This is a genomic window from Pseudomonas sp. Teo4 (genome assembly GCF_034387475.1).
GTDB lineage: Bacteria > Pseudomonadota > Gammaproteobacteria > Pseudomonadales > Pseudomonadaceae > Aquipseudomonas.
In genome coordinates, this window is record NZ_JAXCIL010000001.1 from 1590000 (window position 1) to 1604804 (window position 14805).

Consider the following 14805-nt stretch of genomic DNA (forward strand, 5'->3'; position numbering starts at 1 on the left):
TTTGTGCTTTTGCACAGTGTCTTGGGCGGGCTGCTGTGCCGACGAACAAGGCCTGGCGGCGTGCAACGCCAGGCTTGCCTTCTAAGGATCTTGCAATGTTCGAACTGGACCATGACCTGGCTCAGGATATCGTCGACCGGGCGATGGCGATTTTGCCATGTAACGTCAACGTCATGGACAGCCAGGGGCTGATCCTGGGCAGCGGCGAACCGGAGCGCATCAACACTCGCCACGAGGGGGCGCAGTTGGTGTTGGCCAACGGCCGGATCGTCGAGCTGGACGTGGACGCGGCCAAATGCCTGAAGGGTGTACAGCCCGGCGTGAACCTGCCGTTGATGCTCGATGGGCGGCTGATCGGCGTGCTGGGGCTTACCGGTGACCCGCAGCAACTGCGCACTTACGGCGAGCTGGTGCGCATGACCGCTGAAATGCTGCTGGCCCAACGGCACCTGCAGGTGGAGCAGCAGTGGCGGCGCCAGCGCTGCGATGACCTGTTGGCACTGCTGCTGGGCGGCACCGGCGATTCGCCACGGCTGCTGGACGAGGCGCAACAGTTGGGGCTCAAGCCGCAACTGCCGCGCATCCCCTGCCTGTTCGAGCTCAAATCCGGGCCGCCCTCCGAGGCGCTCTCGGCCTGGCTGATGAGCCGCTACCCGGAGAGCTGGTGCGTAAGCCCTGCGCGCCAGTCCTTGTTGTGGTGCCGCCCCGCGAGCTTGGTGCTGGATGAAACCAGGCTGCTGGAGCGCTTGCAGCGCCATGGCTGGGAGGTCGAGCGGCTGGCGCTGGGCACTGCAGCACAAAGCCTGGACCAACTGCGCCGGGGCTACCGCCGCGTTCGCGATCTGCTGGCCTATGGGCGCGAGGTGTTGCCGACCGAGCAACTGCTGAGCCTGGCGCGTTTTCGCCTGCCAGCGCTGCTTTGGCGGCATCGCAATGACGATGCGCTGGATGAGCTGCTGGAACCCTTGCAGCGTATTCGCGCCAAGGATGCCAGTGGTCAACTGCTGGCCACCTTGCGGGCGTGGTGTGCACATGATGGGCAGAGCCAGGCCTGCGCCGATGCCCTGGGGATTCACCGCAACAGCCTGCGCTACCGGCTGGAGCGCATCGCCGAGCTGGGTGAGGTCGACCCGTTGCGTCTGGAAGGGATGCTCAGCCTGTACCTGGGGTTGCAGCTGTTGCCTGCGGATTAACCTGGCGATGACGGTTGCAGGCATTTGCCCAAACAACCATTGCGGCGTTTTGTGCATTCGACCGAGGCCAGCCCGGCGGGCAGCTGTCAGCATGCCGGTCAACTGGACAGGAGAATCCCCATGAAGATCGTCATCGCCCCCGACTCGTTCAAGGACAGCCTCGACGCGGCTGGCGTTGCTCGCGCCATCGCCGGCGGCCTGGCCGAGGTGTGGCCGGATGCCGAGCTTGTCGAGTGCCCCATGGCCGATGGCGGTGAAGGCACCATGGAGGCGATTCTGGCGGCCAGCCATGGCGAGCTTCGTCGCCAGCGCGTGCGCGGCCCGCTGGGGCAACCTGTGGAAGCTGGCTGGGGGTGGCTGGCCGACAGCCGCACCGCGATTATCGAAATGGCCCAGGCCAGCGGCCTGCAACTGGTGCCGACCGGCCAGCGCGATGCCTGCCGCAGCAGCACCTGGGGCACTGGCGAGCTGATGGCGGCCGCACTGGCGGCCGGTGCCCAGCGCATCGTTCTGGCAATTGGCGGCAGCGCTACCAATGACGGTGGCAGCGGCATGTTGCGTGCACTGGGCTTGCGTCTGCTCGACGCCAAAGGCCAGGCGCTGGAAGAGGGCGGCCTGGCCCTGGCTGGGCTGGCGCGCATCGACGCCAGCGGCCTGGACCCACGTCTGCTGGAAGTGCAGGTCGAAGTGGCCGCCGACGTCGATAACCCGCTGTGCGGCCCCAATGGCGCCTCGGCGATCTTCGGCCCGCAAAAGGGTGCAACCCCCGAGCAGGTGCAGGCGCTGGACCATGCGCTGGGCCATTTTGCCGACCACTGCGCGCGGTTGCTCGGTGAGGATGTGCGCGAGTTCCCTGGTTGCGGCGCCGCAGGCGGTATGGGCTTTGCGGCCAAGGCCTTCATGGGCGCGCGGTTCCGCCCAGGCGTTGAGGTGGTGGCCGAGCTGGCAGGCCTGGACGCGTTGGTGCAGGGGGGCGACCTGGTGATCACTGGTGAAGGGCGTTTCGATGCCCAGACGCTGCGCGGCAAGACGCCCATGGGCGTGGCTCGGGTTGCCAAGCGCCATGGGGTGCCGGTGGTGGTATTGGCAGGGACCTTGGGTGAAGGCTATCAGCAGTTGTATGCCCACGGTATCGATGCTGCATTCGCCCTGGCCAGCGGGCCCATGAGCCTGGAGCAGGCGTGTGCCGATGCGGCGGCGCTGCTGCATGCCAGAGCCAGTGATATCGCCCGGCTGTGGCGAGTTGCCAGAAATATGTAAATGGTCTCTGACTGATATCGCTTCGGATTCAGGAGAGTAAACCGCTGTAAACCATCAGTAATATACGAATCGTCGTTCACCGGAAAAGGTTACATTTGAGCACCGCTTTATTGGGTTTTTCACAACATTTTCGGTGCCTGGAAGATCGAGCGCCGCCCGCGCGGCGCATCGCGAGCAAGGCTCGCTCCTACGTTTGTTTCGGGCCAGTTATGCCTGTGGGATTTGCGCGCGAACGCTCTGGCGCAAGACGCGATATCGAGCCGTACAAACAAGGCGGTCGCGCGCGACTGCCACTGGCGTCATTGGCCGTAAACAAACGTAGGAGCGAGCCTTGCTCGCGATGCGCCGCGCGGGCGGCGCTCGATATACGCATCACCTCCAAACCCAGGACAGGCACTTCGAAGCCCCCTCCCAAGACTCCCTGAAGAACCCGTTTAATACTTTTCGGCTCTCACCGCAGGCTCTAATTAAGTATTTTACTTGCCCCCCTGCGCTCGCCAATTCTCGCCCCTGATTTCTCCAGAGGGCGATTCGATGCTAGTTCACAGCGACAAGGATTACGGCGTACTGAAGGACGCGGAACGCGAACTTCAGCTTCATGTCGGGCGCATCCCCGACGCCGGTTTTTATGACCGCAAGTTGCAAGCCTTATGGCGCAGGGCGCGCCAAAGCGCCCAGTATGCAGACATCGGCCACTACCATTTCACGGCGTTCCAGCAACTGCCACTGACCCCCAAAGCCTTGCTCAAGCGCCAGCCGCTGCAGTTCTGCACCGTGGCGTTGGGCGAGGCTGCGAAGTACTACGCCACCACCGGCACCACCGGTGAGCCGACACCGACGCCAAGGCTCAAAGAGGACATCATCTGGAACGCCGTGAGCGTCGCCGGGCATTGGCGCGCGGCGCTGCAGCCAGGCTCGCGGGTCGCCAGTCTGATGCCCTCGGACATCGTCCCGGTGGGCGATTTGATTGCCCACGTCTGTGAGTACCTGGACGTCTCCCATGTCCGGCTGTACCCGTTCACCACCGGTATCACCGACTGGGAGCGGGTGTGCAAGACCTTTGATAGCTACCGGCCAACAGTAGTGTTCATCGCCCCGGGCGTGCTGGTGCAGCTGACCCGTTACTTGAAGCAGCGTGACTTGTTGCAGGGTTTCGCTGAGTCAGTGCGCACGATCATGCTGTTGGGCGAAGTCAACACCGGGCCGTTCCGTGAACGCCTGGCCCGCGAATGGTGCTGCGATGTGTTCGACGCCAGTTACGGCAGCACCGAAACCGGCACGCTGGCCGTGGTGGGCGAAGACCAGCAGATGCGCCTGGCGACGGCGACCAACTTCTTCGAATTGCTGTTGCCTGACGGCCAATTGGTGACGCCAGCCGAAGGCCTGACCGGGCGTCTGATCGTCACGCCACTGAACCTGTATGCCCGTCCGCTGCTGCGCCTGGACACCGGCGACAGTGTCACCATCACCGCCCCATGGGTGCCGGGCCAGGCCAGCCCGAGCGTGCTGGTCAACGGCCGCGACAGCGACAGCATCGTGGTGGGCGGTGCCGACCTGGACATCCGTGCGGTCGAAGAGGTGGTGTACGGCACCTGCAATGCCACCGGCTATGTCATCGAAATCGACCGCCAGGCCGACAGCGCCGCGCTGATCCTTGAACGTGACGTGCATTGGGACAGCAGCGCGGAGCAGCACCTGCAGGCGCAGTTGCTGGTGCGCTCGCAGCAGCGCATGGGGCTGCGCTGGAGCCGGGTGCTGTTCGTCAACAATCTGTCGGCCCTGAACAAGAGCGGCGCATCGCAAAAGAGCTGGAAGAAGACCAACCTGCGCTTTGTCGGAGGTCAGCCATGAACCCACCACGGTTCCCCGAGGGGCAGGGGTTGGGCAACGGTCAGCCGGACCTGTGGTGCACCTACGCGGCCATCCGCAGCCTCGCTTGGGTCGAACGGCTGGAGGCCGTAAACAAGCCTGCTCTGCAGGGCTACATCCAGTCGCGGCGCAACCGCGACGGCGGTTTTGCCTGGAGCAAAGGCATGCCGTCCGACGCCTGGGCCACCTTTTACTGCACCGAAACGCTCAAGGACCTGGGCGTTGCCATCGACCGTGGTGACGAGATCGCGCGCTGGATTCACAGCCTGTTCGACGGCGACGCCTACGCCATGTGCCCAGGGCAGACCGCGGACGTGTGGGCCACGCATTACGCCTTGCGTACCTTGATCGAAGTCTGTGAAGGCCAGGTGGCCGAGGTGCAGGCGTTATACGCCTGGCTCGATGGCTTGCAGTGCGCCAACGGTGGGTTGAGCTGGTCAGCCGACTTTGCCCAACGCAACCTGGCCGACACCCGGGCCTGCTTCTACGGTGTGATGGCGGCACGGGCCTTGGCGCGCCAAGGGTTGCCGGCACCTGGGTGGAACCTACCGAAGTTGATCGGATGGTTGCAGGCCCAGCAGATGGATTGCGGTGGGTTTCGTTTCAGCGAAACCGCCGAAGTGCCGTGCCTGTGGGCAACATACCGTGCCACGGCCAGCCTGGCGGCGCTACGGGCCCAACCCTTGGGGCGCAGCGCGTGTATCGCCTGGATCGACACCTTGCGCGGCCCGACCGGTGCCTTCGTGCGCTGGCTCGGCTACGACGGCGAGGACGTCTGGGCGGCCTTCTGCGCCGTGGGTACGCTCAAGGCCTTGGATGAACCGGTAGAGCACTTGGCGGATGGCGTGGCGATGTTCATCGCCGGCCTGGCGTTACCCGAAGGCGGCTACACCTACCGGCGCCAAGACGATGCTGCGGATGTGCTGACCACCGCTGCGGCGGTGCTCGGGGGCACGCTGGCTCCTTCGCAGCAGGCGGCTGCGCTGCGCTGGATCGAGGGCTGCCAGATGCCCAACGAGCCTGGGGTGATGTACATGCCTGGCCGTGGCGCCGAAGTACGCTGCAGCAACTGGGCCTTGGCGGCTGGTGCCTTTGTTGATCAGCCTGCGTCGCGCAGGGCCATCGGCCAATGGCTGGCGGCGTTGCAGAACCCCGATGGAGGCTTCGGCTTCTGGGAAGGTCGGGGTTCGGACATGGTCTCCACGGCATCGGCGGTGGCGCTGTTGCGGCAACTGAACGACCACGCGGGCGTTGACTTGGCGCAACTGGAGGCCTTCGTTGCCAGCTGCCGACAGCCGCAAGGCCATGCAGCCTACCCACGGGGGCAGGCGACGTTGCGCGCCAGCCTGCAGGCACTCGGTTGCCTGGCATTCATCGGCCACGATGTCAGGCAAAAAACCGAGCAACTGTTTACCGCGCACAAGGTGCCCCAAGGCGGCTTTGCCAATCAGGGCCAGCGCATTCCCGACCTGCTGAGCACCTACCAGGCGTTGGCCCTGGCTTGCGACCTCGACATCGAACCAGACCTGGAGCACCTGCGCTTCTTCCTCGGCAAGGTGCGAAGCGGGCAGGGCTATGCCTGGTCGCCGCTGTACCTGCCTGGGCAGGACGCACTGTCGACGTGCCTGGGGCAGTTGCTGGATGCCTTCGCCGAAGGCAAGCGCTTGTGCTTGCCCAGCCTGTATTTGTCGTGAGGTGCAGCGATGCCGACGATCACCGTATCGAGCGCTGCACTGGCGCCTCTGCAACGCAAGCGCGTGGCCCTGGCGTTCACCCGTCAGCTCAAGCACCTGGGCGCCGACCCAGGCCACTGCCTGGTGCTGTTCGAATCACTGGCGCCAGGTCATGTGTTCCGCGCGGGCATGCCTTTGCCCGTCGCCGCCCAGGACGGTGCGCCTGCGCAGTTTCACCTGCGTATCACGCTGTCGGTCGACCGCGACCAGCAGCAACAACGGCTATTGGCGCAGGGCCTGCACAGTTGTCTGCACGACCTCTACCCGAACGCCTTCATCTATATGCACTTCAACCTGATCGAGCCCGCGCAGGTGTTCTACAGCGCCGGCCCGGAACTGATCAACGCCGACAACCGAAAAGGAAGCACAGCCCCGTGACCCAACTCACCCTTGAACAGCGCATTCGCCAGGCCCTGGCGCAACTGCTTGGCCCTGAAGTCCAGGGCATCGACAAGCACGACAGCTTCCGTGACTTTCTCGGTGAACGCTTCGACAGCCTGATGGCAGTCGAGGTCATTACCGCCATCGAGGGCACCTTCAATTTCGAAGTGGATTACCTCAGTGACGATGTGCGCTTCTGGTTCGAAACCCTGGACAAGATGGAGCAATTCGTCGGCCAGAAACTCGAAGATCAACTGACGCTGCAGGCCGCCCAGTGAACGCCGACCACCTGTTCACCACCTCCGGCTCCACCGCCGCACCACGGCAGTGGCTGCGCAGCCAGGCACAAATGGCCAGCGAAGCGGCGCTGATCTACGGCAAGTGGTCGCCTGAGGTTGCCGAAATCATCTCGTTCGCCCCCACCAGCCATAGCTACGGCATGATCCTCGGCCAGGTTGGCGCCCAGGTGATGAACGCACGCCTGCAAGTGTGCTCCCTGGAACGCCAGCAGCTACCGACGCTGGAGGGCGAAGGGGCATGCGTGATCCTGGCCATCGCCAGCACCTGGCGGATACTGCCAACGCTGCTCAAGCCACTGGCCAACCGCCGCGATGTGCTGGTGGTGCACAGCGCCTCTGTGTTGCCGCCGGACGCGCTGGCCATCGTGCAACGCTTTGCAGGCCCGAAGGTGCGCTTCGTCGAGTTGTTGGGCTCCACTGAAACCGGCGCTATGGCCTACCGCGAGCTGGATGGCGGCAGTTCGCCGGAGCAACCCTGGACGCTGCTTGACGATGTCACGCTGCTCAGTCCGGTGGGTGAGGTTGGCCCATTGGAGGTCGGCAGCTTGCGCATCGCCCGGGCACAAGGCGCCGAAACACCGGCCCCCCGGCACCGCTGCGATGACCTGGTACAGCCGCTGGATGCCCGGCGGCTACTGTGGCTTGGCCGGGTCAGCAGTCTGATCAAGGTCAACGGCCTGCGCTTGGACTTGGCCCGCCTGGCCAGCGACCTCAGCCAGCGCCTGAGCTGCCCGAGCATTGCCTGCGTGCCGGTGCGCGATGCGCTGCGCGCTGAAACCTTCGAGGTCGTGTTCAGCTCCCTGACGCTGAGCGAGCAGGCTGTGCAGAACGTCTTCGATGACCTGCCTCCAGGCCACCCACGACCGGCCGCCGTGCGCCGTGTCGCTGATCTTCCTCTATCCACCACCGGCAAGCCCCAGGTATGGGCTGCCTTATCTTCTGTCAAGGAATGCAACCATGACCCACGCTAACACCCAGGACACCATCGCCCATTACTTCAGCCACTGCGCCGCCGAGGGCCGCGAGCGGCCTGAGTATCTGGCGCTGAGCCTACGCAAACGCCTCGAACTGCTGGAGCGAAACCCCGCGCTGGCCGCCGATTGGGCCGCGCAATACGAAGGCTGGAGTGAACACGCCGACAGCCATTATCGCTGCCTGACCAGTACACGGTCGTTCACCGCCCCGTGGTTGCGCCTGGGCGTGAAAGACACCGTGGACGTCGCCGGCTTCCCGACCCGCCTTGGCCTGCGCAGCTACCGGCACTACCCCAAGCGTACCGCCGACGCGTTGACATCTCTCGACCCTCGCATCGCACTGACCGCCAAAGTCGCCACCACCGAACTCAACATTGGCTTTGGCGCTGGCTGTCGCAACCCGTATTTCCCCACCATCGACCCGTCGGGTTCGAGCACCGGCTCTGCGGTATCGGTCGCTGCCGGGCTGTGCGACATCTCGCTGGGGACCGATGTGCTGGGTTCGGTGCGTTGGCCGGCGTCCCATTGCGGCATGGTCGGCCTGCGCATGACGCAGAAGGCTGCAAGCCTGGGCGGGGTGTTCCCGCTGTCGCCGCGCATGGACGCGCTGGGTTGGGTCACCCGCAGCGCCGATGACCTGGACCTGCTGTTCCCGCTGCTCGGCCTTGAGCCTCTGTTGGGCGAGCAGCAACCTGTCAAAGCCAGCTACCGCATCGGCGTACTCGAACACGCGCTCGACCCATCGCTCACCAGCGCAGCAATGCTAGACATGCTGGCCCAGGCACGCAGTGCACTGGCTGACCTGGGCATGCCCCCCAGTGAGGTGTCCATGCCCGAGCTGTGGGCGTGCCGGGGCGATGCCTGGCAGCTGTGTGCCCGCGACGCCTGGTTGGCCTCGGCGGCGTGGGCGCGGCGATTCGATTGCGAGTTGCACTGGTCGACCAACAGCGCCCTGGCGGTGGGTGCCGGGGTCAGTGACGCCGACTACCAACGGATCCACCAGCGCATGGACCAGGTGCGCGCCGGTATCGATGCCTGGTTCGACAGCGCCAAGGTGGATTTCGTGGTGTTCCCCATGGACCCGAATCGCCCCTTCGACCGCCGCAATCCCCAGCCCGGCGACTCGACCATCCCGTCGCCGGCCGATGCCGATTACGGGCAGAAAATCGGTTTCACCCCGCTGGCCAGCTTCAGCGGCTTGCCGGCGATCACCGTGCCGATCAGCCTCAGCGCCGACGGCAAGGCGCCGTTGGCGGTGCAGATAATGGGCCGCCGCGACAGCGAACGTCAGCTGGTGGACATCGCCAAGCGCCTGCAGGCGCTGGTCGGTCCACTGCCTACCCGCCGTCTGCCGGTATAAGGAGCACGCCATGTGTGGAATCACAGGCTGGGTGGACTACACCCGCGACCTGACGCAACAGGGCAACGTGCTCCGCGCCATGACCGAAACCCTGGCCCTGCGCGGCCCGGATGCCAGTGGCCAGTGGCAGCATCGCCATGCACTGCTGGGCCACCGACGGTTGGCGATCATCGACCTGGGCGGCGGCGTGCAACCGATGACCTATCGCTTTGCCAACGGCCAGGAAGTAGCGCTGGTGTACACCGGTGAGGTCTACAACCATGACGCGCTGCGTGAACGCCTGCGCAAGGCGGGCCACGTGTTCGTCACTCGCAGCGATACTGAAGTGGTGCTTCACGCTTACCTTGAGTGGGGAGAACGATGCTGCGAGTACTTCAGCGGGATGTTCGCCTTCGCCCTGTTCGATGGGCGCGACGGCCACTGTCTGCTGGTGCGTGACCGCCTTGGGGTCAAGCCGTTGTATTACGCGCACCATAAGCAGGGCCTGTTGTTCGGCTCGGAGAGCAAGGCGATTCTCGCTCACCCGGCGTTCGACCGCGCGCTGGATGTGGTCGGCCTGGTGGACGCGCTGAGCCTGGCCCGTGGCACCACGCGCACGACCCTGCGCGGTATCGTCGAATTGCCGCCCGGGCACCGGTTGTCGTGGCGGCCTAACGGGAAACCGAAGGTCAGCCGTTATTGGCAGTTGCAGCGACGCGAGCATCAGGACGACCTGCGAACCACGGTCGAGCGTACCCGCGAACTGCTGGGCAACGCCCTGGGCGAGCAATTGCACGCGGACGTGCCAGTGTGCTCGCTGCTGTCTGGTGGGCTGGACTCCACTGTTCTCACCGCCATGGCCCAGCAGCGTGTTCGGGCAGAGCAGGGTGGCACGGTCAATTCGTTCTCGGTAGATTTCGTGGGCCAGGCCGAGCAGTTCCAGGCCGATGCGTTCCGCCCCGAGCGCGATCAGCCCTACGCCCTTGCCGCCGCTGAGCACATCGGCAGCCATCATCAGACCATCCTGATCGACAATCGGGAGCTGGTGGCCGAGCAAGCGCGCCTGGCGGTGTACCGCGCCAATGACTCAGCCGCCACCTTCGGCGATGTCGACACGTCGCTGTACCTGTTGTTCAAGGCGATTCGCGAGCACTCGACGGTGGCCATTTCGGGAGAAGCCGCCGACGAGGTGTTCGGTGGCTACGCCTGGTTCCGCGACCCACAGGCCATCGCCACCCCGCGTTTTCCGTGGCTGTCCCGCATGCAACTGCTGCAAACGGAGCTGATCAACCCGGAGTTCAACCGCCTGTGCAACTTCGCGCAATTCCAGGACAGCGCCTACCACCAGGCGCTGGACAGCGTCGAGCATCTGCCCGCAGATACACCGCACGAGCGGCGCATGCGCGAAATCTGCCATATGCACCTGCACCGCTGGCTGCCGATTCTGCTCGACCGCAAGGACCGCCTGAGCATGGCGGCAAGTCTGGAGGTGCGCGTGCCGTTCACCGACCATGCATTGGTCGAGTACGTGTACAACGTGCCTTGGTCGATCAAGGGCCACGGTGGTGAGGAGAAGTGGCTGCTCAAGCAGGCCTGCGCCGACCTGCTGCCACCCGCCGTGCTGGCCAGGCGCAAAAGCCCGTACCCAACTTCGGCGAACCTGGCCTACGAGCGCTTTCTGCGCGAGCGTTCACGGCAGTTGCTGAGCGATGCGGGCAGCCCGGTGTTCCAGGTCATCGACCACGGTCGTCTGGCGGCAGAGCTGCTCCAGCCGCCGGGCTACTTCAACTCGCAGCTGCGCCGCAACAACCTGGAGACGGCGCTGACACTGGATGCCTGGCTGCGTGAATACAGGTTAACGGTGTAGTTCGCGTTGGGCGGGGCCATCCAGGATGATCGGGTTCTGGATGGTGTCGCTGAAGCGCTGCGGTGCGCCGACGTCGAGCATGGAAATGAAGCTGCCCAGGGCGGGGGAGGCGTTCTGGGTGTTCCAGTTCATGTACAGACCCATGGTGGGAATGGGCTGGTCCTTGATCGGGCGGATCGGGCGAAAATGCACGCGGTCGCGCAAGGTCGAATAAGCAATGGACTCTGGTACCAGTGCCACGCCGAAACCACAGGCGACCAGGCCGATCAACGTATGGATCTGCGAGGCTTCCTGGACGATCTTGGGGTAGAAACCGGCCGATTCGCATAGCGCGATCAACTGGCTGTGGTAACCACTGCCCAGCGCCTGCGGGGTGAAAACGAAGTCTTCCTCGGCGAAATCGCGCAGGTCGACCATAGGCTGCGCCACCTTGGCGTGGTGGGCGGGCAGGGCCATCACGATCTGCTCGTTCAGCAGCAGCCGCGACTCGATGGTGTCAGGCGGCATCGGCAGTTTACGCATGAAGCCGACGTCCGCTTCACCGGCCATCAGCGCCTTGGCCTGGGCGGCCGACGGCATTTCGCGAATGGTCAGGCGCACGTTCGGGTAGATTTCGCGGAACCGACGCAGGGTGTTGAGCAATGACTCGTAGTAGGCAATCGAGATGGCGGTGATGGTCAGCTTGCCGCAGATGCCTTCGGAGACGTTGCGGGCGTACTCGATGCCTTGCTCCAGCTCCTTGAGCGTTCGGTAGGCGGTTTCCAGGAAAGCCATGCCGGCGGCGGTGAGCTTGACCCCGCGCTTGTTGCGCAGGAACAGGCTGAAGCCTAGCTTTTCCTCGAGTCTGCTGATCGCCTGGCTCAGGGGTGGCTGCGCCATGTGCAGGCGGATGGCTGCTTTATGAAAGTGCAGCTCCTCGGCCACGGCAATGAACTGCCTGAGCAAACGTGTCTCGATCATTCTCCGTTCCTTCAGCGAGTCGAACTGGCGCCAGGGGGCAGCACCCACCGTCCCTGCGAGGCCGCCATGATAGCCCGGCGTGATATCTCACAGATATCAAAGTCGCATGCCTTTAATATTAAGTCATTGATTTTTTTATTGTTATCGTAAAAAGGAGCATCGAAAGGGCGCGATAATGCCGTTCACAGACCCATTCAACAATAAAGTCGCCATCATCACCGGCGCGGCACAAGGGTTGGGCCTGGCCTACGCCAAAGCCCTCGCCGAACGCGGTGCGAAGGTGGTGATCAGTGACCTGGGCACCGACCGCTCGGGCAGCGGGCAAGACCCGACCGCAGTCGACCAGGCACTTCAGGCCCTGCAAGCAGCAGGGCACCAGGCCGTCGCCCACGTCGGCCACCTGGAAAGCGAAGCCGAATGTCAGCAACTGGTGGAACTGGCCATCGAGCATTTCGGCGCGCTGGATATCCTGATTCACAATGCCGGTTGGGTCGACTACCAGGGCATCGAAGCGCAGGAAGAGGCGTTCCTGCAGCGCGCACTGGGCATCAGCGTGCATGCCCCGGTGTGGTTGGCCAAGCATGCCTGGAAGTACCTCAAGCGCTCCGAGGCGCCCCGGGTGGTGTTGACCACCTCCGACCGCGCCATGTACCAGCGTTACGCTCAGCCGGGGCTGGTCGCCTATTCGGCGGGCAAGATGGCCCAGGTCGGCATCATGAACGCGTTGAGCATGGAAGGCCTGGAGCACGGCATTCTGGTCAACGCGGTGTCGCCGGTGGCCAAGACTCGGATGTGGGGCGTGACCCAGCCACCGGAAGAACTCAAGCCCGAGTGGGTGACCCCAGGGGTGCTGTACCTGGCCAGTGAACTGTGCCGGGACACCGGTTACATCCTCAGGGCCAGCAATGGCCAGTTCACCGCCACGCGGTTCAGCGAGAACAGCGGTGTCAGCTACCCCAGGGACCTTGCACGGGTAGAAGCCACCAGCTTGTCCGAAGTGGCCGAACGCTGGAGCAGCATCAAGGAATGCCACTACCTGCCGGTCAAGGTGGCCAACACCCGCGCAGACCTCGGCGAAAGCCCGGTATGGGACGAGCAAAGCGGTGCCCTCTACTACGTCGACATCACGGACGGCTGCATCAACCGGCTGACCCGTGACGGCGAAGTGGAGCGGCTCTATGAGTCGGCGGCGCGTATTGGCGCCCTGGCGTTGACCGACCAGGGCAACCTGATTTTCACCGAGGATGCCAGCGTGGCGATCCTGGATGTAGCGGCGCGCAAGGTGCGGCGCTATTCCTGCGCAGTGCACTATCGCTCCAGCTACCGCTTCAACGATGGCGCCTGCGACCCGCAGGGGCGTTTCGTCACCGGCTTGATGGATGAAGGCCCAAGCGGCAAGACCGGCATTCTGTACCGTTTCGACCAGCGCCTCAGCGCCCAGATATTGCTAGATGGTTTGGCGCTGCCCAACGGGCTGGCCTGGTCGGAAGACGGACGCACAGTGTTCTTCGTCGACTCGGCTGCCCGCGCCATTTACCGCGCCGAGTACATGCGCGAAGGTCGGCTGGGGCAGTACACGTTGTTCGCCGAGACCCCTGCCGACCTGGGCCGACCGGACGGCATCGCGCTGGACCGTGAAGGTGGCGTGTGGGTGTGCCAGTTCAATGGCAGTTGCCTGCTGCACTACGACCGTGATGGTTACCTGACCGACCAGGTCAGCATGCCGGTGCCACGCCCGACCAGCTGCTGTTTTGGCGGGGAGGGCATGGACACCCTGTACATCACCACAGCACGGTTCGGCATGACACCCGCCGAGCTAAGGCATTACCCCGATGCTGGCGACCTGTATGCGATCCGTCCGGAAGTCGGGGGCATCCGACGCCACACGTTCAAGGAATGAGGTTGTGGACCTGGCTGGCCGGTAACACGGCCAGCTCGCCGAAACGCTGCGCCGAGTCGATGTAGCGCAGGGCCGACTTGGCATCCTTCCAGCCTACGTAGCTCATCAGCGACTTCAGTTCCCAGCCGTTGGCCGTGGCCCAGGTGGCGAAACCACGGCGCAAAGAGTGGCCGGTGTACAGTGCCGCCGGCACGCCAGCACGTTCGAGCATGCGCCGCAGCAGGCCGACCAGGCTGTTGCTGTTGAGCGGTGTGTCGCTCAGGTTGCCCCAGCGATCGAGCTTGCGAAATACCGGGCCCTGGGCGATTCCGGCCACTTCGATCCATCGCAGGTAGGCGGTGACTGGGCACAACGCCTTCAGCGCCGGGGTGCTGTGCTGCACGCCGAGCGCTTCGCGGTCGCCTTTGCTGCGGGGCAGGAACAGGGTCATGCCGACCCCGGCCTGGGCCTGGATATGCTCGACGCGCAAGCGCGCCAGTTCATCACCACGAAAGCCTCGCCAGAAGCCCAGCAACAATAGCGCGGCATCGCGCCGGGCACGGCGCAGAGCAGGCAGGTCGTGGCACTCGCGGGCCTGCCGGGCTTCCTCCTCGAAGCAGGTGACGGCGGTTTGCAGGTGCTGCAGCAGCAATGGCGCGGCTTGTTTGGGCGGCGCTGGATGCAGGGTACGGATTCCGCGCAGTACCTGGCGCACCAACGGCGCCTTGGTCGGGTCGGGAAAGCCCTGGCTGATGTGCCATTGGCTCAGTGCCGCCAGGCGCTGGCGCAGGGTACTTACCGCATGCTGTTCGGCGTGGTCGGCCAGGTAACGGGCGACACTGTCGGCGGTGGCTGGCAGAAACCCGCCCCAGTGGGTTTCGAAATGGTCGATGGCGGCTTGGTAGCTGCGCCGGGTGTTGTCGCGGGTGGCGGCGCGGACATAGTGCTCGATATCGGTCATGGTGCGGGTGTCGGCTTTGGGTATCGACACAATAAACCCAATTGCCTGGTCTGTCCCGGCCTTGTGGGAGCGGGTTTAGCCGCGAAGCAG

At 64.5% G+C, this 14805-nt stretch carries 12 protein-coding genes and 1 pseudogene; 11 read left to right on the top strand and 2 right to left on the bottom strand.

What is annotated here, in order from left to right; translation table 11 throughout:
- Positions 1-95: 95 nt before the first annotated feature.
- From PspTeo4_RS07355 to asnB, 9 genes are all read left to right on the top strand, one after another.
- A complete protein-coding gene (locus PspTeo4_RS07355) occupies positions 96-1193 on the top strand; it encodes a sugar diacid recognition domain-containing protein (RefSeq protein ID WP_322363045.1) in 1098 nt (365 codons plus the stop codon).
- 120 nt (positions 1194-1313) lie between these two features.
- Positions 1314-2453 (top strand): glycerate kinase, encoded by a 1140-nt coding sequence (locus PspTeo4_RS07360; RefSeq protein WP_322363046.1) that lies wholly within the window; start codon positions 1314-1316, stop codon positions 2451-2453.
- Positions 2454-2987: 534 nt separating this feature from the next.
- The gene (locus PspTeo4_RS07365) at positions 2988-4304 is read left to right on the top strand and encodes an AMP-binding protein (RefSeq protein ID WP_322363047.1); all 1317 of its coding nucleotides are present in this window, start codon (positions 2988-2990) and stop codon (positions 4302-4304) included.
- Positions 4301-6016 (top strand): prenyltransferase/squalene oxidase repeat-containing protein, encoded by a 1716-nt coding sequence (locus PspTeo4_RS07370; protein ID WP_322363048.1) that lies wholly within the window; start codon positions 4301-4303, stop codon positions 6014-6016. The genes PspTeo4_RS07365 and PspTeo4_RS07370 overlap by 4 nt, the downstream gene beginning before the upstream one ends.
- A gap of 9 nt (positions 6017-6025) precedes the next feature.
- On the top strand, positions 6026-6433 hold the full coding sequence (locus PspTeo4_RS07375; protein WP_322363049.1) for a hypothetical protein: 408 nt from the start codon (positions 6026-6028) through the stop codon (positions 6431-6433).
- Entirely contained in the window at positions 6430-6714 is a 285-nt protein-coding gene (locus PspTeo4_RS07380; protein WP_322363050.1) for an acyl carrier protein, read from the top strand. Before PspTeo4_RS07375 ends, PspTeo4_RS07380 begins: the two co-directional genes overlap by 4 nt.
- Positions 6711-7706 carry an AMP-binding protein gene (locus PspTeo4_RS07385; RefSeq protein WP_322363051.1) on the top strand — a complete coding sequence of 332 codons (996 nt, stop codon included), beginning with the start codon at positions 6711-6713 and terminating at the stop codon, positions 7704-7706. The genes PspTeo4_RS07380 and PspTeo4_RS07385 overlap by 4 nt, the downstream gene beginning before the upstream one ends.
- Positions 7693-9069, top strand: coding sequence for an amidase (locus PspTeo4_RS07390; protein ID WP_322363052.1), 1377 nt, complete (start codon positions 7693-7695; stop codon positions 9067-9069). The genes PspTeo4_RS07385 and PspTeo4_RS07390 overlap by 14 nt, the downstream gene beginning before the upstream one ends.
- A gap of 10 nt (positions 9070-9079) precedes the next feature.
- Positions 9080-10915, top strand: coding sequence for an asparagine synthase (glutamine-hydrolyzing) (asnB, locus tag PspTeo4_RS07395; protein WP_322363053.1), 1836 nt, complete (start codon positions 9080-9082; stop codon positions 10913-10915).
- Here asnB and PspTeo4_RS07400 read toward each other — a convergent pair.
- Positions 10904-11875 (bottom strand): LysR family transcriptional regulator, encoded by a 972-nt coding sequence (locus PspTeo4_RS07400; RefSeq protein WP_322363054.1) that lies wholly within the window; start codon positions 11873-11875, stop codon positions 10904-10906. The two genes, asnB and PspTeo4_RS07400, sit on opposite strands and share 12 nt — an antisense overlap.
- Before the next feature lie 175 nt (positions 11876-12050).
- Between PspTeo4_RS07400 and PspTeo4_RS07405 the strand changes: the two are divergent.
- A pseudogene (locus PspTeo4_RS07405) lies at positions 12051-12683 on the top strand (SDR family NAD(P)-dependent oxidoreductase); the annotation flags it as partial.
- Complete coding sequence (locus PspTeo4_RS07410) at positions 12666-13775, top strand: SMP-30/gluconolactonase/LRE family protein (RefSeq protein WP_416196942.1); 1110 nt, start codon at positions 12666-12668, stop codon at positions 13773-13775. The pseudogene PspTeo4_RS07405 and the gene PspTeo4_RS07410, both read left to right, overlap by 18 nt.
- Here the strand turns inward: PspTeo4_RS07410 and PspTeo4_RS07415 are convergent.
- Positions 13765-14745 carry a site-specific integrase gene (locus tag PspTeo4_RS07415; RefSeq protein WP_322363055.1) on the bottom strand — a complete coding sequence of 327 codons (981 nt, stop codon included), beginning with the start codon at positions 14743-14745 and terminating at the stop codon, positions 13765-13767. The genes PspTeo4_RS07410 and PspTeo4_RS07415 overlap by 11 nt on opposite strands.
- Positions 14746-14805 lie beyond the last annotated feature (60 nt).